Origin of the sequence: Pseudoalteromonas rubra, assembly GCF_000967655.1 — a bacterium.
GTDB lineage: Bacteria > Pseudomonadota > Gammaproteobacteria > Enterobacterales > Alteromonadaceae > Pseudoalteromonas > Pseudoalteromonas rubra_A.
In genome coordinates, this window is record NZ_JXYA01000013.1 from 25,305 (window position 1) to 44,328 (window position 19,024).

General features: G+C 46.4%; 21 protein-coding genes and 1 other RNA gene. 6 read left to right on the forward strand and 16 right to left on the reverse strand.

The features are described from left to right. Positions 1 to 140: 140 nt before the first annotated feature. Positions 141 to 2,126, forward strand: a complete 1,986-nt coding sequence (gene mnmC / locus TW77_RS06855; protein WP_046004236.1) for a bifunctional tRNA (5-methylaminomethyl-2-thiouridine)(34)-methyltransferase MnmD/FAD-dependent 5-carboxymethylaminomethyl-2-thiouridine(34) oxidoreductase MnmC — start codon at positions 141 to 143, stop codon at positions 2,124 to 2,126. 44 nt (positions 2,127 to 2,170) lie between these two features. Here mnmC and TW77_RS06860 read toward each other — a convergent pair whose 3' ends face one another. Further along, positions 2,171 to 3,004: a flagellar protein MotY gene (locus tag TW77_RS06860; protein ID WP_268836129.1), complete on the reverse strand. Its 834-nt coding sequence runs from the start codon at positions 3,002 to 3,004 to the stop codon at positions 2,171 to 2,173. Positions 3,005 to 3,314: 310 nt separating this feature from the next. Between TW77_RS06860 and rnt the strand changes: the two genes are divergently transcribed. Beyond that, positions 3,315 to 3,977 (forward strand): ribonuclease T, encoded by a 663-nt coding sequence (gene rnt, locus TW77_RS06865; RefSeq protein ID WP_046004238.1) that lies wholly within the window; start codon positions 3,315 to 3,317, stop codon positions 3,975 to 3,977. A 43-nt stretch (positions 3,978 to 4,020) separates the two neighbouring features. Here rnt and TW77_RS06870 read toward each other — a convergent pair whose 3' ends face one another. Then, complete coding sequence (locus TW77_RS06870; RefSeq protein ID WP_046004239.1) at positions 4,021 to 5,655, reverse strand: DUF342 domain-containing protein; 1,635 nt, start codon at positions 5,653 to 5,655, stop codon at positions 4,021 to 4,023. Between the two features lie 588 nt (positions 5,656 to 6,243). Between TW77_RS06870 and ssrA the strand changes: the two genes are divergently transcribed. After that, positions 6,244 to 6,600, forward strand: a transfer-messenger RNA (tmRNA) gene (gene ssrA, locus TW77_RS24585). Positions 6,601 to 7,015: 415 nt separating this feature from the next. On the opposite strand, the gene TW77_RS06875 is transcribed toward ssrA, so the two are convergent. The 8 genes from TW77_RS06875 to TW77_RS06910 form a co-directional block, all read right to left on the reverse strand. Then, the gene (locus tag TW77_RS06875) at positions 7,016 to 7,210 is read right to left on the reverse strand and encodes a hypothetical protein (protein ID WP_046004240.1); all 195 of its coding nucleotides are present in this window, start codon (positions 7,208 to 7,210) and stop codon (positions 7,016 to 7,018) included. A 9-nt stretch (positions 7,211 to 7,219) separates the two neighbouring features. Then, positions 7,220 to 8,374, reverse strand: a complete 1,155-nt coding sequence (locus tag TW77_RS24175; RefSeq protein WP_052713083.1) for a zonular occludens toxin family protein — start codon at positions 8,372 to 8,374, stop codon at positions 7,220 to 7,222. A gap of 9 nt (positions 8,375 to 8,383) precedes the next feature. Beyond that, positions 8,384 to 8,707 carry a hypothetical protein gene (locus tag TW77_RS24180; protein ID WP_052713084.1) on the reverse strand — a complete coding sequence of 108 codons (324 nt, stop codon included), beginning with the start codon at positions 8,705 to 8,707 and terminating at the stop codon, positions 8,384 to 8,386. Further along, positions 8,700 to 10,490, reverse strand: coding sequence for a hypothetical protein (locus TW77_RS25100; protein ID WP_156158620.1), 1,791 nt, complete (start codon positions 10,488 to 10,490; stop codon positions 8,700 to 8,702). Before TW77_RS25100 ends, TW77_RS24180 begins: the two co-directional genes overlap by 8 nt. A gap of 81 nt (positions 10,491 to 10,571) precedes the next feature. Next, positions 10,572 to 10,706, reverse strand: a complete 135-nt coding sequence (locus TW77_RS25935) for a hypothetical protein (RefSeq protein ID WP_275041929.1) — start codon at positions 10,704 to 10,706, stop codon at positions 10,572 to 10,574. A 288-nt stretch (positions 10,707 to 10,994) separates the two neighbouring features. Then, the gene (locus tag TW77_RS06900; RefSeq protein WP_046004242.1) at positions 10,995 to 11,318 is read right to left on the reverse strand and encodes a hypothetical protein; all 324 of its coding nucleotides are present in this window, start codon (positions 11,316 to 11,318) and stop codon (positions 10,995 to 10,997) included. Between the two features lie 99 nt (positions 11,319 to 11,417). After that, positions 11,418 to 13,493, reverse strand: a complete 2,076-nt coding sequence (locus TW77_RS06905; RefSeq protein WP_046004243.1) for a replication endonuclease — start codon at positions 13,491 to 13,493, stop codon at positions 11,418 to 11,420. Between the two features lie 11 nt (positions 13,494 to 13,504). Further along, on the reverse strand, positions 13,505 to 13,744 hold the full coding sequence (locus tag TW77_RS06910) for a hypothetical protein (RefSeq protein ID WP_046004244.1): 240 nt from the start codon (positions 13,742 to 13,744) through the stop codon (positions 13,505 to 13,507). A gap of 107 nt (positions 13,745 to 13,851) precedes the next feature. On the opposite strand from TW77_RS06910, the gene TW77_RS06915 reads away from it, so the two are divergent. Beyond that, the gene (locus TW77_RS06915) at positions 13,852 to 14,253 is read left to right on the forward strand and encodes a helix-turn-helix domain-containing protein (RefSeq protein WP_046004245.1); all 402 of its coding nucleotides are present in this window, start codon (positions 13,852 to 13,854) and stop codon (positions 14,251 to 14,253) included. A gap of 6 nt (positions 14,254 to 14,259) precedes the next feature. Here TW77_RS06915 and TW77_RS06920 read toward each other — a convergent pair whose 3' ends face one another. Next, positions 14,260 to 14,778: a DUF2726 domain-containing protein gene (locus tag TW77_RS06920; RefSeq protein WP_052713086.1), complete on the reverse strand. Its 519-nt coding sequence runs from the start codon at positions 14,776 to 14,778 to the stop codon at positions 14,260 to 14,262. Beyond that, positions 14,775 to 15,047, reverse strand: a complete 273-nt coding sequence (locus TW77_RS06925) for a hypothetical protein (protein WP_046004246.1) — start codon at positions 15,045 to 15,047, stop codon at positions 14,775 to 14,777. Before TW77_RS06925 ends, TW77_RS06920 begins: the two co-directional genes overlap by 4 nt. Before the next feature lie 740 nt (positions 15,048 to 15,787). Between TW77_RS06925 and TW77_RS06930 the strand changes: the two genes are divergently transcribed. Further along, positions 15,788 to 16,783 (forward strand): phage integrase, encoded by a 996-nt coding sequence (locus TW77_RS06930; RefSeq protein WP_046004247.1) that lies wholly within the window; start codon positions 15,788 to 15,790, stop codon positions 16,781 to 16,783. Between the two features lie 381 nt (positions 16,784 to 17,164). On the opposite strand, the gene TW77_RS06935 is transcribed toward TW77_RS06930, so the two are convergent. Next, positions 17,165 to 17,566 (reverse strand): hypothetical protein, encoded by a 402-nt coding sequence (locus tag TW77_RS06935; RefSeq protein WP_046004248.1) that lies wholly within the window; start codon positions 17,564 to 17,566, stop codon positions 17,165 to 17,167. Between the two features lie 107 nt (positions 17,567 to 17,673). Between TW77_RS06935 and TW77_RS06940 the strand changes: the two genes are divergently transcribed. Next, entirely contained in the window at positions 17,674 to 17,973 is a 300-nt protein-coding gene (locus TW77_RS06940) for a hypothetical protein (RefSeq protein WP_046004256.1), read from the forward strand. Positions 17,974 to 18,131: 158 nt separating this feature from the next. Here TW77_RS06940 and TW77_RS06945 read toward each other — a convergent pair whose 3' ends face one another. The 3 genes from TW77_RS06945 to TW77_RS06955 form a co-directional block, all read right to left on the reverse strand. Next, positions 18,132 to 18,560 (reverse strand): GNAT family N-acetyltransferase, encoded by a 429-nt coding sequence (locus tag TW77_RS06945; RefSeq protein ID WP_046004249.1) that lies wholly within the window; start codon positions 18,558 to 18,560, stop codon positions 18,132 to 18,134. Positions 18,561 to 18,588: 28 nt separating this feature from the next. Then, positions 18,589 to 18,795 carry a hypothetical protein gene (locus TW77_RS06950; protein WP_046004250.1) on the reverse strand — a complete coding sequence of 69 codons (207 nt, stop codon included), beginning with the start codon at positions 18,793 to 18,795 and terminating at the stop codon, positions 18,589 to 18,591. A gap of 16 nt (positions 18,796 to 18,811) precedes the next feature. Beyond that, the coding region (locus tag TW77_RS06955; protein WP_205623850.1) for a hypothetical protein at positions 18,812 to 19,024 on the reverse strand (213 nt) is incomplete at its 5' end.

Genomic DNA, 19,024 nt, shown 5'->3' on the forward strand with positions numbered 1-19,024 from the left:
ACGCTGAAACCAGGCACCAAGTGGTCAGCTTTCCAGCGTACACACGTACTCTGAACTGATATTTGTTAAAATGCAACGGACGAACGCAAATAAAATCCGTAAAATAGGCATCAATTTAGTAGCGAACTTTTAGACACATTATGATACGCAACGCCCAGATACACTTTAACGACGCAGGCACGCCGGTTGCCGACAGCTTTGACGATGTCTACTTTTCCAACGATGACGGCCAGGCAGAGTCAGACTATGTTTTTTATTCACAAAATAGGCTCAATACCCGACTACTCAACCATGACCGGGACCACTTTGTGGTTGCCGAGACCGGATTTGGCACCGGCCTGAATTTTCTTAATACCTGGGCTCAGTTTCAGCGTTTGAAATCACAACGCAACGTTCAACGTCTTTACTTTATTTCATTTGAAAAATACCCGATCAAGATTGAAGATTTACGACAGGCCCTAAAAGCATGGCCAGATTTATCGATTCAGGCACAACAATTGTGCGCACAATACCCGGATGCCGTTGAAGGCTGTCATCGCCTGGAATTTGATGAGGGTGATGTGATCCTGGATCTGTGGTTTGGTGATGTTCATGCGTCTTTGCCCAAACTTTCTTATACGCCAGATGGCCTGGTAGATGCCTGGTATCTGGATGGCTTTGCTCCCAGCAAAAATCCGGATATGTGGCAACAATCTCTGTTTGATGCCATGGCAGCGCTGAGCCGGGCCAATGCGACCTTCGCGACTTTTACCGCTGCGGGCTTTGTCCGTCGGGGCTTGCAACAGGCCGGCTTTGATTGTCAAAAAGTCAAAGGCTACGGCCGTAAGCGGGAAATGGTGATCGGTCAGTTCAATGAAGCGGATCCGCAAGCAACCAACCCGGAATACTATCGTCACCCTACTCGCAAGCTTGAGCGCGTCGCCATCATAGGTGGTGGGATTGGCTCGGCCTGTTTAAGCTATCAGCTTGCCAAACGCAACATCAGCACCACCTTGTTTTGTAAGGATGAAACCCTCGCCGGCGGTGCATCGCACAATCGCCAGGGCGCCGTTTATCCCAACTTGCAGGCCGAGTACAGCACCACCAGTGAGCTGTATGCTTTGAGCTTTTTATACGCACGGCGCTTTTATCAGCAAATTGAAGCGGCTGGCTTTAACTTTGAGCATGACTGGTGTGGCGTGCTGCTGCAAAGCGTGACCGATGGCAAAAAGACACAACACCAGAAAATAGCCAACAGTGATTTATTTCCAGAGTCATTAATACGCTATGTCTCGGTAGCAGAGGCACAAAAGCTGGCCAACATAGACACCCCATTCGATGGTTTGTTTATCGAACAGGCCGGCTGGGTGAGCCCGCCGCAACTGACTGAGGCCGTGTATAACGCGGCACAAGCAAAATGCCCTGGCCAGCAATATTTTAACGCGGATGTCAGCGAACTCGACAAGCGCGAGGATGGCTGGTATTTGCACGTAAATAAGCAATGGCAGGGTCCATTTTCCGACGTCTTTGTTTGCGCAGGCGAACACAGCGATGGGTATACTCAGACTCAGCACTTAGGGCTACACGGCGTGCGCGGTCAGGTTTCTCATATCCAGGCCGGCGAAGCCTCTTCCGGGCTCACGACGGTGTTATGCCACAAAGGATACTTTACACCCAGTGCACAGGGCGAGCACTGTATGGGCGCGACTTTTGAGAAATACAGTAAGGGCCGTGAAGTTACCGAGCAGGATAACGCCACCAACCGTGCTCAGCTACAGGGCTTTTACGGCGATACCCAGTTTGATCAGAGCCTGGGGGAGATAACAGGAGCCAAAGCGGCGGTACGTTGCTGTTTTAACGATCACTTCCCTATGGCAGGCCAGGTGCCAGATCCAAACAGTCTGTGTGACGCCTTTGCCAATCTGCGCCGTGGCAAGCACGACGACTTTGCGCCACTTGCTCAGCCCCACGAAGGCCTGCATGTTGTGACCGGGTTTGGCGCACGCGGATTGTGTAGCGCACCTTTGGTGACAGAGCACCTGGTGGCAGCGCTGTGCGACGAACCCCGTCCGTTCAGTGAGCGGCTGAATCAGGCACTGCACCCTGCCCGCTTTGTGGTCCGGGATTTGATCAGAAATAAAATTTAACGCGGTTCTGAATTAGCTGCAGGCTCCCAAAACGGGAGCCTTTTTTATGGTTTGGAAATTTGAATCACAACGCGGCGGTTTTTATCACGCCCGATCGGCGTGTCGTTTGGTGCAACATGGCGCTTTTCACCAAATCCGTCAGTGACTATTTTATCTTCCGGTATGCCCTTTGACGCCATGTAAGTTTTAATGGCTTCAGCCCGTTTTTTCGACATCGCCATATTCACCGAGCGGCCGCCGTAGCTGTCTGTGTAAGCCGAAATGTAAATCGACTCAATTTCAGGGTCATTGTTGAGATATTCCCCAATCATATCCAGCCGTTTTCGCGACGACTTAGTAAGCTCACTGCTGTTAAACTTATAGTTCATCACGGTAAAGGCAATGTCTTCGAAGCTGTAAGGCAGCAGATTATCGCGGCACTGCAAGAACTCCCAGTAGGCATTTTTAAAATTCACTGAAGACAGCGCCACTGAGATTTGGTCGTGCTGATTTTGCCAGTCCTGATAATAAAAAGTGGGATAATAGCCCTTCTCGAGCTCTGTCAGCATTTCCCAGCTGATGTCGTTGGTCAGTTCACCATCAAATTTCTTCAATAGCTTCATCTGGCCCATCACCCGTGCCGGTAACCCGGCTCGCCACGCAGGCGGCACCGACTCCAGCCCGGCAAAATCGTAGCTATCAGGCCTGACTACCATATCCAGATTGAAGGTAAGATCTTTGTTTTTACTCGCCGTTGCCGAGAAAATGGCTTCGCCGTAATACGGCACTTCATGTGATAAAGCGCACGACAACCGAGTGGTTCTGTCGACAAACCACTGAGAGCTGTCTGCTGTGGCAGAGTATTGCCGCATTGCGCCATGCGCCTGAAGCGTTAGCATACTCAGGGTGGTCGCAATAATCAGATTGGCTTGAAACTTCACACTCTTACTCCGCTTTAAACAAAAATACCGAACCGGGCACGCTGACAAAGTGGCCAATGCCTTGGTCAGTAAACACCTCACCGGTTTATATCGCAATAATCTCAAGCAATAATCATGCCTTTAAAACCGGGCTTTTGTGGCAAAGTTCTGACGCGCACAGCCTTTACGGTGTTTACCTTGCTTTACGTGCAGGAAACACGCCACTAAATTCGCATCTTTAGCTCTGATCAGTATAATAGGCCGCTCATTTTAGTAAACCAAGCAGATTATGGCAGAACAAGAGCAAACCCTATTCGCTAAGCGCTTTCGCGGCTTCTTTCCGGTCGTCATTGACGTTGAAACCGCAGGCTTTAATAAAGACACCGACGCATTGCTGGAAATTGCCGTCAGCATGCTCAAGATGGACGAACAGGGCCTGCTCAGCCTCGACCACACGGTACACTTTCATGTTGCCCCGTTTGAAGGCGCCAATATCGAGCAGTCGGCGATTGACTTTAACGGCATTGACCCTTTCAGTGCGCTGCGTGGCGCGGTCGCGGAAGAAGAAGCCATTAAAGAGATCTGTAAAGCCGTGCGCAAAGCGCAAAAGGCCGCCGGGTGTCAGCGCTCGGTGGTGGTGGCCCACAATGCCGCATTTGACCACGGGTTTTTAAACGCAGCCATTGAGCGCTGCAAAATCAAACGTACTCCGTTTCATCCGTTTGTGAGTTTTGATACAACCTCGCTGGCCGGACTGGCACTGGGGCAGACCGTTTTGGCCAAAGCGTGTCGCACGGCGGGCATTGAGTTTGATAACAGTCAGGCGCACTCAGCGCTGTACGATACAGAGCGCACCGCGGAGCTGTTTTGTCATATAGTTAATAAATGGCAGGCTTTGGGTGGCTGGCCTTTACCGGAAGGTGACGAGCCAAGCGACGACGAAACCGCATAGGCACTGTAAATGCGCGATACCCACCAGAGGTATCGCGACACCACTATCCGGTCGCGAACTCCTGCGTGATCTTCCCTTCATCCAGCAACACAGAATGCGGCGGATAGATCCGCGAGAAAGACTTACTGTCGCGGGCAATGGTCAGCTCAATCCCCGGATGCATGAGTTCATTAATCTTGATCCGACTCATTTTCAACAACCTTGCCAGCTTATGCTGCACCAGCTTCATGTTGCGCTGATTGCGCGCGTAATGCTTACTGAGTTGCTTTTCATTCTGAGCCAGTTTAGTGAGGTAGGCATCGCGCTTGATAGAAGCCGGCGCTTTTTGTGCCTTGATCTGTGCCCGTTTCAGAGCGAGGGTTTTATCGGCAAGGCGTTTTTCAAGATCTTTAAATTCTTGCTGTTTTTGTTTTAGCATGTGCCAGTCCTGGGCCAGCGCAATGCGCGTTCGGGTACCCGAAGGTGCGCCCACTTCACCGGCTTCAATGCGCATTGCATCGAATACAGTACCGCCAATCAGTTTGCCTCTTGGCGTATCGCCTTTTCCGACCCGGATCATGCGTTTAGCCCTGAGGTCGCAATGCAATACCTGGCGCTCTATCAATAAGTCCTGCTCAGATTCAATATGGCAATACTGCGCATAGCCAATAGAAACGGTACGCTTTGCTTTTATGCAACAGCTGAAGTCTTCACCTTCTTCGCGCTTACGACCAATCACACCCAGCATTACCGTCACCGCGCCATTGCTTTCAAGGTGCGCTGACTCAACAAAGCCAATCACCGTAATATCGCCAGAGGCTTTGATCTTCATACCGTCTTTTACATCGCCGCTGACAATCACACTGCCATCGAACTCAATATGGCCGGTGGTCACATCCACCTGGTCATAACACAATACATCGTCGACCCGGATCCCGCGCGGGATAGCCACGGGCACCCCCTTGGAATCAGCGATTAACAAATTAGGGTCGTCAGGAGAAATTTTGGTGCCTTCCGGTACTTCCAGCGCAAAGTCTTTACCCTGTTTGGGCTCAAGCACATCACCGAATACTGAATACCCTTCTTCACCGGGCGTTGGTGGCACACGCTTCATCAGCGGACTACCGGGACTGACAGTGATAATGGCGCCAAGGTCTCGCATATCGACCTTGCCACCGTCTTTTTGTTGCGGGCTCAGCACTCTGTCCTGCGCTGTCATACACAAACGGACGAATCTGGCGTCAGTGCCATCTTTAGCTCGCTGACCGTGGGCCACAATGCCGCTGTAAACACTGCCGGGAGACTGCTCAAACTGCTGTCCAAGGAAGGTATCCAGCGCTTGCTTACTGATCCCCCGTTTTACACCGGCTGCTTTAAGCGCTTCGCGGGCCTGGTCCATAGTGACCATTTTACCGCCACGTGCTGTGGTCAGTCGTGCCTCTGCCATCATATTGTTGTCGTCCACCCGGACAGACAACTCGGCATCAACCGCCTTAGCAACTATTAAAGAATCCTTTTCTCTATCATCCGACGGCGAAAACAACTGCCCGATATTGGCATGTATGATATCAAAGTCGGCATAAGGAGAGCTTTCCAGCGCCTCAACAAGCTGCGCGGAACTGGCCGGAAATCCGGTATTTGCAGGGTGCTCGTTAATTGAAACGTACCCCGACTCCTCATCAAAATGAAACAAAGACATCACTTACTTCCCGAAAATTATGCATGATGTTATTAAAATTATTATGCACTACCAGGTCTATACATAGGACAAGCGCCGCTGTGTAGCCTCTTAATACTGTATTGCATCCTTGCTGACAATCTGTATAGAGCCTAAACAGAAAACAGCCTGTTATGTCATCGCCATAAAAACATGTGTGCTTTTAAGTGCGCTGACAGCAAGTCCCATCATTTTACAGTTGTACCTATTTATTTAAGTTACTTTTGGCAAACAACAAAAATAATTTGGAAAAAATACAACCAAAGTGCTATATTTCCCATAATCTAAGATGCAGCCAAAATTCAAACCTAGCTAAAACAGGTACGAACCAGTCAAACTGACCAACAACAGTGCGTTAAAACAACCATTGCCTCGCCTTATTTGAGCACAACCTTGTCTAATTGTTAAGTCCAACCAGCCGCTCAGTTACACAAAATATAAACGATTGTAAATGAGACTTGAGTATAAAACCGCCAAGTAGCTATTATCATTGTACTTATCGGCAAACTTCGCTTGAGCTTTAGGGATTTTATTGGGTATAATCGCAATTACTGACTGAAAGAGATTTCAGGGGCTGATTAGGATTCGACAGGATTCATGAAGCCTGAGGTGCATGTCGAGGGGCGGTTGGCCTCGTAAAAAAGCCGCATTTAAAGTAATCGCAAACGACGATAACTACGCTCTAGCGGCATAATAGCCCGCTAGCACTCCTCCATGAAATGCTTGTGGTTCTGGTTCTGGAGTGTCACCCTACACAAGATCGCTACGGAAACCCTGGCCGGGGTTGAAGGGCTAAAACTAAGCGGCCTCGCCTTTACTTATCGTGTTCGTCCGAGACTTAAAGGTTAACCAAAAGACGATACTAAACATGTAGGACCGAAGGTCGACGCTTTCTGGACGGGGGTTCAAATCCCCCCAGCTCCACCACTTTAAAGTGTTATAAAACAGCCAGTTAGAGAGGTAATCTTTAACTGGCTTTTTTGTGCCTGATGGAAACATCCAATTTTCATCCACTTTTTTTTAGGCTTATCAGGACTGCGATTCAACTTATCACGCGCAGTTCAAATAAATCTCGCAGTCACCCCCGGAGAAAAAACAGCGGCGAACCACAAATAAAAACCCTAGCGTTTGTGATACCCGGGTTTAAATATCAATGGCACTGGAATGCTTATCACAGCCTTCGGCTGTCCTGCTCAGGTGTATCTGATTTTTAATAGTGGTGATTTGTGACTTGTGTGACTTAGGGGTGATTTGATTGATTGAAATTCAACAAGTTGAATTGCAATCAATCAAATCACCCATTAAAGAAGAGGCAGCACCTTAGCGCTTGGATGTGGTAGATTCATTTATTTCTAATCGAAACAAATTTGTTTGTATTCATGTCCCTGGCAACAAGCATAGGCTCACAATGGCGGTTACGCCTGAAAAACTCGATTAACTCCCGCAACTCAGGCTCCATTTCTTCAGGTAGCCACACAGTCGTCTTTTTCAATCCTTCTGACTTGAGCTTGTCTTCATATCGATTTTGTTTAGTCATGTGACCACCTTAGTTACCAATATCACTTTTAAGGTCGGGTGCAACATCATCAGGAATTTGCCTAAACACATCCCGATTAGGCTTGTACCTAAACACCGCAGCGAGCACGTCTTTGTAATACGCCTCGATGCCTAGTTCTGTTTTCCTGAGGCGATACCCGAGCATCAATAGTTCGTTGCGGCTAAACACATCAACGGTTTGGCGGGACGCTGTTTGGACAACGAGTAACAAGTCAACTATCTGCCCCTTGTAAACCTCTTCGTATGTGATGTAGGCGGAGTTATTTTGTATGGTCTCCCTAATTTTTTGATATGGGTGTACAGCTGATTTGGGAGCGTCGTTAAAATTCGGCTGAGTGTTCGGCGTGTGTTTTACACTGCTGGTTGTGCTGGGTTGCGGCTGTACAGCCTGCTGTGATTGGGGTGTTTTGGGGTCGCCATTTACCATGCCCACATCACCGGAAAACAGACTGACCAGATACCAGATAGCAGCAATAACCACACAAACGAATACAGGCAGATAAATTCGAAAGGCAGGGCTTTTAAATATATTTACACGGTCATCACTATATACATCTGTATTATCTGTTTCAGCCTGATGCGATGCATATAACCCGAAATATTTTTCATCGTATTTACCGGAACCTGATTTTATTTTGTGAAATACAATATCTCCCTTTTCACCATTTATAGAGCCCTGATACATTTCCCACTTGTATTTATTATCAAGACCAACCATGGATAATTTGAGGAAGGTTATTTTACGCTCTATACGTCTGCGCCATGTTGTATGCACATCAGCCAGCGCCTGACCCATACCGATTATATCTATCCCTCTATGCCTGTGTTCGGCAATAAACTGGGTCATTTCATCGGTGAGTTTCTGCCTACCAGAACGGAAAAAGTTTTGCATTTCATCAATGATGACGAGACTGTCATTCGTGACAATCTCAGGGATTTTCTGTACATCATCTTCACTGATTTCGATGTACAGGTCGCGTACCTCCTGCTCTGACTTGTCAATGAGCTGAGCGCACATAGCAAAGTTAAAGCCATTGAGTCGGGCGTAAACACGACGGCCCGACTTGAGCGCTGGGAGTATGTGAGCAACTGTTGCCTCGTAGGATTTACCAGAGCCTGGCAAACCCTCATGGAATATAATCATTGCAATCTCCTACCATTGACCAAGCGTAAATAATTTACGGGTTAGTCTGAATGTATAACCAAGGCCAATAATGGCGAGCGCATTATCAAACCCGGTTGCACCCAGTAAATAGGACACGTCAGCAGGTATGCTAGATGTAAATGCGGATATTCCAGCAGATATAAATTCAGGCGGGTCAATCAGCGAAAAAACGTGCCTGATACCCTCCAAAAATAATGAAAATATTTGCAGGGCAACCCACATAAAGGCATTAACAACAAACAGTATAATATCGTAACACCAGTCTATAATTGCCTGCCACGTATCACGCAGCCATGTAATAAAATCACTCAATTGCTATCCTCCATGCAAAGAAACCAGCGCACAATTGCAGTATGGCCGCGATATAAGGCAGGATGCCCTGAACAGCAGGCGAACAAAACTGGTCTATGTTTATGTCAAATGACGCCCCCATGACGTTAACAGACGTGCTCCATGTGGGGCAGCTACCACCAAATGAGGCATCAAAAAAGCCGTCTACTGCTGAAAAGATTGGTTGGGATTTAATCTCATTCACGTGATTTTCTAGGACCGTGCCGAAGTTCTCATTCTCCCAGTCGAAATTGGCAATTTCAGACCATGCATCAGGTCTGTCAGAGGTGTTGAGTGTGGGCAGTTCTCCATCGCCAGTACCGCCTAGACCCTCTAAAATCTCGGTTTGTTTGGAAAGCTCTTCGATAATCCCATCTTCATCGACACCGTTTACCTCGGCAACAGAGCCATCATCGCAGGCAATACGGGCATCATGACCGTTAACACGACTAACGGAACAGCTTTTGCCGTCTTCCCCATCTTCGCCCTTTTCGCCGTCCTCGCCATCATTAACCGCGACGGATGATTCAGCGCATGTGATAGTTGCGCCATTAGGTGTATTTACAACTGAGCACCCTATCCCATCCTCGCCGTCCTCACCATCACGACCATCTAAGCCACGCAAACCTTGCTCCCCCTGCTCACCTTGCAAACCTTGCTCCCCTTGCTCCCCCTGCTCGCCTTTCAACTGGCCTGAAGCGGCCAACTGGTTGAGCTGTTCCTGAGAGATATATGACGCCTCGATTGCAGCAATGCGCTGGTTGTCCAGCGCTGATGCTTGAGCTAATCCCTCTACTGTGTTCCAGTTGATGGCAATATCACTGGTTGGACATTCAACACGTATAATGCCGGATGATGATGTGGTGGTGCAGAACCGGTCCTCGTAGTCTCCCATTGGGGACTCCGCATTGTGACAGCTGGCACCTGTAAACGTACCACCCCCGACTGGGCTCCAGTAGGTGTGAGAGTCGGTAGAGTACTGGTCTATCCAGACCTGAGATGTGACCTCGCAGTATTTTGTTTGGCCAGTTGAATCGGTGCCATTCTCGACGCACCGCAATTTACTACTATCTGGATGGGTGGCATTATCGACCTTTACACCATAAAAGCCATCATTATTACCAACCATGGATGAGCAGCTTTTAGGACGCTCGTTCTTATCCACTTGGCTTAATTTTTTGTAGCACATTTCAGGTTGAGACGAGTCTATAAAACATTCATCGCCGATGCATGACACAGACATTTTGTGTCGATGCAACGGTGAGTCATCAGGGGGGCATGTTTTGCGCTGTTCTTGTCCACCCAATCCCTTAGCAGTTCGGGCCATACTAATACTGTATCTAGATAGTGGGCAATGTTCCTGCGTCCCCCTGCCTACTGTGTATATAGCGTCATAGCCGTCAAACTCAACACTCCACGCGCAAAATTCGCCGTCAGGCTGAGCACCAAAGATGCTATGCCAAGTAGACTGGCACGCGGCGAGCATCGACGTTCCGACGGATACACCTGTCGATGACGTATGACATTGATATTCACCCACCGTTTCGATTTTTGGTGAGAGGCCCATCAGGTCGTATTCATCGCGCAAATTAGCCAACGCGCCGAACGAAAAAACGGTAAACAATATTAAAACAAGCCACGTCTTCAACAGTAAAAACGCCGTTCTGACCGGGTGCCTGAGCACAAAAAGCAGTAAAATAAGCGCCTTACGACTCATTAAAGCCGCGAACGATAGCAGCCGCACACGCGATACCCAATGCTGCATAGTAAATCCCCCAAATCATTTTAATGTCTCCCAGATCTAAAAAGCCCCACTCGGGGGCTTGATTTGTGTAACGTGTATCAACTAGCCGAACCAGCCGATAACCTTGTTGTATCCCCACTTAGCAACGCCGGGAAGGATTTTGACAGCTGCAATTGCGGTGATGGCTGAAACAATGGTTGTTGCGTCTACTGCTGATGTAACATTGGTAAAGTCCATGATGTGTCTCCTTAGACATTAGTTTTGGTCGTGTTCCGGTCGGAACCAGTTAATAACCGTCCCGTATCCCCACGATACGAGATAGCAAATCAATACCAGCGAGAACCCAGCCATAAACAATTGCTGTGCGGTCGCTTGGTCGATAACGCTGGGGTCAAACAACGATGACCCGAGCAAAAATTGTTGGTACTCGGTAGGCTCCAGCAAAACGAATCCGCTACAATCCTCGATGCTCTGAGCAGTGGGTGTTAGCTGGCCGTGTTGTAGTTCTACGCAAGTCGCCATTAATTAGCCCGCCTTTTTCAATTCAGTTGCAATCGAATTTAAGCGGAAGCCATTCCATGCCATTTGGCGTGCAACGTTCGCGCCCTCGTAATACTCAAGGTTGAGTAGCACAGGCTTTAGTCCCCAGCCGTTTGGGTCAGACTGCAACGATTCAAGCTGGCGATACGTACCATCAGCCACCTGCTCGGGTGTGACCTTAACTGTCCAGATACTCGCCGGGTTTTTCGTATGAAATTTAAACTCACCGGACTGAGGCAGCGGCGCGCCCTTGTCGTCGGTTTTGTTTACTAAATTCACATCGGTGATAGCGCCTTCAATGCTAGCCATGTCTATTGCTCCTTTATGTAGCTTTCAATTAGTTGATACTGAGATGTCAAAAAATCTCGTAGTTGTACCTGATAGTTCATATTCGCCTCTGGGTTACAGTTAATGACACAAGTCCAAGGTCGCGACTTCGTCGCTCTGGATAACAGAACCCAAAGCTTCGTAATCCATGAACAAACACATATTCTGATAGTCCTCGATAGCGCAGGATTCGAGGAACGCCATTTCTTCTTCACTGGGTTGCATGTAGCGGCCATCATCTATCCAACTTTCGATAGATTCGCTAACACCAGCCATAATCTTGCGTTGTGCGCTTAATTCTTTCTCAGTCAATATCTGACTGGTGCCTCTGCGCGTAATAACAACAACTGAATCCCATGCAACGCCCAGTATCCTGTTGGCCGGAACGTCACCATATTTAGTCGTGAAGTAAGGTGACTTCGACTCTGAGCGACTTATCTCACCTGTGATACGGTCAACAATGTCAGATATTTGATAATGTATTCTCAGGGTTTGGTCTTTACGTTTAACCTGCACACCGCCCATTGCAATACAGAACGCCGCCCAATCTGATGCATCAGCAGCCGCACGAACCTTTTCCAGCGCGTACCGTGATACCGTGTCTAAATCTGTGTTCATGCTATTTGCCACCTCGCATTTTCCGGTTTCTCCCTGACCTAGTTTTCTGAGTTCGCGCCATGTGGTGACGCTGGGACCGCCGATTTGTTGAAATCGACGAATGTTGAATGTACTGGCCCATGTACTGGCACGCTCTGCGGCATCAGCTGGTAAAACAGACATTTCGCCTGCCTGAGAACAATTTACTGATTCGATGTTTGAGCCTGTAACAGCCTTAGTTATGTATTTAGCGATGTAACCTGCGGCTGACCCTTTTTTGGGGTCTATGGCAATTGCCTTAAAGCGGGTTGATGATGTTCGAACTTCTGACGGTGTATCCTGCATGGATATCTTGCGTAATATTTTTCGTGCTTCCATGGCCTGACCATCAGCAAAGAAAAGCAGCATATGCCAATGCGGGCAGCCGTCATGATGCGGCTCCACGACACGAAAACCGTATGGCCGGATTTTCTGCTTAGCGAACTGCGCTCGGGCGCGCTTCCAAAGTTCGTTGAAATATTCCTGCGCGTCATTCGGCGTCGAGCCATTGTATTTGTGGTTCGGAATACCACTAGCATGAACCGAGTGAAAACGACTCGGAGCGGTCAGCGTGTAGAATTCACCACGATGACCCAATGTTTTAGCACACTCTTCAAAGCCTCGAATACGGACCATTAATTCAGAAGCGAGCTGATAACCACTGGAAGAGCTACGAGCCGCCACATCATGAAGGGTTTCAAAATCGCGATATGGGTTAGAACCTTCGGGAACAACATACAAATCAGACATCAGGCGGTCAGATTTGCTTTTGCGTTCACGCTTATTTCGGATTGTAAATTCACTGATATATGGCGATGATTTTTTGTGTACGGTTCTCAAATCTCGCGCCAGCTGTTCGATAACCAGAGCTTGCTTACTGCGCAACCGTCTCCGCCACCAAAGTGGACACGCCATACGGTTCAAAGCACCCGTTAAAAGGTTCATCACGCTGGCGACATATTCAGGTTTGAGTTTAGAGCGCTGACAAGCATCCATGGTGAAGTATTCATCATCGAATGTTGGCGGCTCAATATTGTAACGCTGCATAGCCTGGCACAATTCGAGATAAAGCTTGTAGGTGTGAATTTGCAATTTAACCTTCAACTCGAAAACGCGCGCTTTTTCCTCTGCAATATCACATAGCTCATCATCGCAAACACTGAGATTGATGCCGCCGAGCGTTAACGCTCTGTCGGCATTCATCAACCTATCGCGAGCCTCGGCGTAACCGAAAAACTTCTCAGTTACTAAGTAACCATTAGCGAGCATGATTGATAGTGAACTGTGACGGGTAAGTATTTTTGTTCTAGCCTCCAGACTGTTTAGCTTATCATCCGCAAAACGCTCTTTTTTACCCATGCGTGCGCGGTTAGCAATAGCCTGAGCGCTAGTATCTCCCTGCAAGTCTGCCAACGCGTTAACTGCGGACTGAGTTGGAAAAATACGCTCATACACTGGCAGCGTATGCTCTGAAAGCTGATTAAGCGGTTTCTGCTTTGGTGTGCGAGTCTGGAAAGCCATGACCGAAACCCCTAACCTAAATTGATTTCGATACCAGCTTGCTTTGCAGCATCAGCAAACAAAGCAACCATGTTTATATATTTTTTGACCTTGGCTGGGTTCTCGTCTGGACTTGTCGGTGGTTGGTATACCGGAAGCCGTCCACGCGCAACGGCATTAACAACATCCCTGACATTCTGACCTTGCAAATCTGCGTATGCGTCATACGTTAGTATTGGTGCAGGAACTGATAAAATTAGTTGCTGTGTCATGGTATAGTCCTTGTTTGTCTGTCTGAAACTAACGAAACGAAGCTTAAGTGCTATTTTTTACTACGTCAAACTAAAATTTACGCACTTCAAATGAAAGGTATAACACTTTGGAAGCAAAAGCATCAGAAGTTTTTGAAAAGCTTAAAGATTTGTACGGCTACAAAACACTCAAAGAAATCTGCGATAAGTTCGGGAAGAACAAAACGTGGGCGGGACAAATGATTAAAAACAACTCAATTCCGTTCCCTCAATGTTTACAAGCATGTAATGAGCACGGCGTATCACTAGATTGGTTAATACAGGGAAAGGAAAGTAAATCCTTCGAGAAGTCAGAGCTGCTTAACGCAATTCAAGAAGGACTCTTTGAGTGCAAAGAGCTAGCAATACTGAAAGACCTGTCATTTGAGCAGCTTACCGCTGCATCTGCTTTGATCTTCAAGCAAGTTGAGAAGAAAGCTATTGTGACTGACAGCCAAAAGAGCGCAAGTGATGAGATAAAGCGTGCATAGATAAATTTAACGGAAGTATTCTTGAGATATATTCTTGGACATTTCCGAGACTAACTCAGCAGGCTTGTACGTGCGTGACGCCTGAATAAATACAATAGGCAATGCAGCACTATCACAAGCTTGCTGTAAAAATTCATCTCTGTCCTGTCGGTTTTTCTTATTGTGTGATTTGTCATTAAGCTCCACAACAGCAATAACCGACATGTCAGTTGATTTGCAAATTACAAAATCAAAGTGTTTCCTAGATATTTTATTAAAGCTTACCTGCCAAAGAGATTTGTCTGAGGTTACAGGTAACATAACATCCGCAACGCGCATCTTTGACAATACGATTGCTTCATCAGTAAGTATTGACTGTAAAACCTTATAAAATGATATTTCTGCTGGTGATAGAACACTACCCACAACTTCGTACACAAGGGAATCAGGCGAGCCTTTTTTCTTCTTTGCAGCGGCAATAAAAACTAATAAAAGAAAAGGTATCAATATCAGAAAATACGATATATATGGTGTATCAGTAGTCATTTCACAGCCCTCAGAACACCTTTATACCTCTCCACTCGCTGAGAATCTGATCGCTCACAAAAGATAATAAATTTTTGTTCCCATTCTTCATAGCGCTCTGTTCTATGCTCATATGGCAATGTTCTAATATCTCTAAATTCCAAAAGCAAAAGCATAGCCAAATCATCTAAAGACATACTTTTCACATCAACACTTTCTTCTGCCACACTGAAAAAAGCCAGAACGGACAAAAATATAAATGCTATCGCTATTAATAACTCAATCGACATTTAATATCTCTAAGTTTAAATTTCAAATCAAAGAAAAGTACAAATGACATCAACACAGAAACAACATTAATCCCAGTTGAGTAAAAAGTGTAGAACCAATGCCATTGATATTTCATAACAAAGGCTAAGTAATGCATATAAACATATGAAACCATACAAACTATGGACATGAAATATACACATCGAACAGCGCTTGAGTGCCCTACTTTCATATAGGAATGAAGGAAATATATTGAAAGAAAAGTCGACGACTCATAAAGTGACCAATTCAGATAATAGGAGCTAGAAGCAAAATGATTTACCGTATCGGAATCAATCACGCTCGAGGCGTTACCTAACAGGTGAGAAAACGCATATGCACCTAAAGCGATAGAGTTTGATTTTGCATTAGCGTAATTTTTCCTAACAGTAAAAGCGAAAAAAAGAAGAAATAAGAAAAATACCACCCACGATATGATAATAGACGTATCCCAGCTATTAATTACATCAACACGAATCATATTATGGCTTCAAACAGTGCTCTGAGACTGATTTGACTTGGTTAAAGGCTTGAGTAACCACTACAAGTCCACCACCTCTGGACCCGCCTATATGCTTGAGGTGTGTTTTACTCAAAACTAAACGAGGACGAGAACTAGCCTGTTTACTTGACGTTTTGTGAGACATCGCTTTAAGCTCCTTATGTTGCGATTAGCGATATATTAATTTTTTGTATCATTTTGTCAATAGGATTGAGTCGTATGCCTATAAAAAAAGTGGAAGGTGGGTATTACTTAGATGAGAGACCTTGGGGCTCATCAGGAAAGCGCATACAAAAAAAGTTCAAGACAAGGGCCGAAGCCCAACGTTACCTGAATTTTATAGTAACTGAAGGTGAACAAAAACCGTGGACCAAACAACGAGAAGACAAGCGCAGATTGAGTGACATCATAGATAAATGGTTTGACGTCCACGGGCGAACCTATACAGACCCGGAGTCGTCAAAGAGGAAGCTTGATGCTATTGCGCTAGCGCTCGGTAATCCCATTGCATCACAACTCACTGCAAACGATTACAGCAAATACAGAGGTAAGCGGCTAGAGTCTGGTTTAAAGCCAAAAACAGCGAACAACGACCTAACGCTGTTAAAAGGCGTCTACAATAAGCTGATAAGTATCAACGATATTCACTACCCTAACCCGATAGCAAACGTTGAAAAAATAAAAGTCCATGAACAAGAACTCGCTTTCCTGACTCATGAAGATATCGAGAAACTATTAAAGGCCATCGAATCGGCAAGACATCCCAACCTGGAAATAGTTACTAAAATTTGTCTAAGCACTGGCGCCAGAATATCAGAAGCATGTAATTTGAGAGGGTCCGATATTATAAAATCTGGCGACTCTTTTAAAGTGACCTTCACCAAGACAAAAGGAAAAAAGAACCGCAGCATCCCGATTAGCAAATCACTCTACGACGAGATACCAAAGAAAACAGGACCACTATTCACTGATTGTCGAAAAGCATTTGAACGCGCAATTGACCGTGCAGGAATAATACTCCCCCAAGGGCAGTGCACACACGTAATGCGACACACCTTCGCAAGCCATTTTATGATGAACGGTGGCAATATCCTCGTGCTACAGAAGATACTAGGTCATGCTAAAATCGAACAGACAATGGTATACGCACACTTTGCCCCAAGCCACTACGAAGATGCAGTACGGCTTAATCCGTTAACCAGCATAAACCTGTAACCCGCACAAAAACATCCAATTTCCATCCAATTTGATGAGTCCCCATGAGTACCAGTGACACTCTATGAGATTCCAACCCTTTGATAACACTGTAAGTTATTGTTTCTATTAGAGGGATTCGAATATCGACGCTTTCTGGACGGGGGTTCAAATCCCCCCAGCTCCACCACATAGCAACACCGAAACCCCATCAAAGCACTTGTTTTTGATGGGGTTTTTGTTTTTATGGTGTTTCAATAGTGGTTACAACGTGCTGAAAATGTGATGCCAAATATCACATTATCATCACGTGATATTGGTGTGCTTTTACGCCCTACAGCCAAAAGACCCAGAAAATAAACCAGCCTGTCAGGCATCCGCATTGCATTTTTGAGAACATTATCAGAGCGACTTTTTTGCTCTGAAGGAGGAAAGATCCACAACTTGACCAAGCTGCTTTTGAGGCTCTTTATAGGCAGTATCGACTACCGGCCGCCCATGCGCATTTAGTGCCAAATACACGCCATCATCACACCAGACGCCAACAAAATCACCCCGAAGATCTACCCAGTCGCTGAACCCGGTCTCATCCCCTGTAATCCCGATCACATCATGCATGGTGACACAATCAAAGTGCCTGGTACGCAGCTCGCTGGTAAAACCTTTAAATGGCAGGCGCCACTCGTTCCCTTTGCCATCGGTGCAGCGCACAGTTCCCTGGTTGACACATTTGGTGGATCTCAGCAGCCCACCTGTAGTCAGCAATATATAGCCATAATTATGGCGATAACGAATAACGGGCATATATAAAACACTGTATAAATAAACAGTGCATATCGTATCACCTGATCAGGTATTTTGTTAAGAGACTTTGTAGGTAAGCCTATTTAACGAACAAAGGAATTTAGACCATGGGTATGAAGCGTGCTTTAGTAGCCATTTCTCTATTGGCTATCGCGCATCAGTGCGCAGCTGGAAGCGGTGGTGGCGACAAACCAACTCCACCTACTCTATCATTCAGCTCAGCGAAAAAGATTCTCAAAGAAATTTATAAAGTGCATCCTCAAACGTTTTACTGTGACTGTGGCATTGAGTGGCAAAGCAAGAAAAAGCTGGTTCCTAACACTGCTAATTGTAACTACTCACCCCGGAACGAGCTAACTCGTTCAGGCAAAGTGAACAAGCGTGCACAACGTATCGAGTGGAAGTAAAGGCTCAGGCCCTCGCATCACAAACAGCGGTGGCATAATCATTAAGCCTAGCCTGGCAGATACAGGCGGCATTATTATCATTGATCCAGCATCACAGGTACTCGCAACAACGGGTAACGGTGATCGAGGCGGAAAACCCACCGTCGCTTAATGACGTATCAAGCGCTCATCACTGGGCGCTTGCTTAACACAGCTGCCAGATCTTCGGTCGAAATCACCCAATACTTGTCCACTACCTCTTTAAACCCTAACCGGCTTGCGAAAGCACTGGAGTTAATGTTTGTTTGCTCCAGGGCGATGCTGCGGATACCGTACTTGCCTGACACGGCGCATAAAAATCTGAGTAGATCTGAGCCATGCCCCTGTCTTTGCTCCTTAAATGCGAGCCGCGCAATAACCAGTTGGTTTTCACTGTAATAACCTGACTTATACCTCAGGTACATTGAAACGCGGCTTCTGTCTATGGATATAGTTTTGTGGTTCAAGGCGTTCACTTTACCCATTGCCTTTTTGTAATGAAATCTCGCTTTAAGGTACGCATGAAGTTCATCAAAGAACAAATCGACTTCCAGTGCCTGCCCCTGCATTATCGCTCACTCCCTTCTATTGCAACACTTATTTCTGATCAAGATATTTTCCCAGCTCATCCACAATCGGGAGAAGCGGGCTTTCTACAGGCTGACAATGCAGCAGTTTAGAAAGCTCTAGCGTTTTCTGCGCGTCTGGGTTTGCTATCATATCCCTCACTTTTTCAAGCACTTCTCTTTCAATTTGCTTGTTCAACTCAGCTTGCTGGCTAATTAATGCTCTTAACTTTTCCATTTATTCCTATTCCAACCTATCTAACTAGCGTTAATCGAGTGTGATTTTTATCATGCTGCTCAAATGAAATAGGCGGTAGCGCTCCAATCTTTTCACCGTGAATTTCTATTTGCTGCATCACTGTAAATTGATAGCGATTGTGTATAACCACTTCCTCACCGTTACGCAGCTTTTCAACTATCTCAATAACTGTAGCCATGATTAATCCATCTATTTCCAACGGTACTAT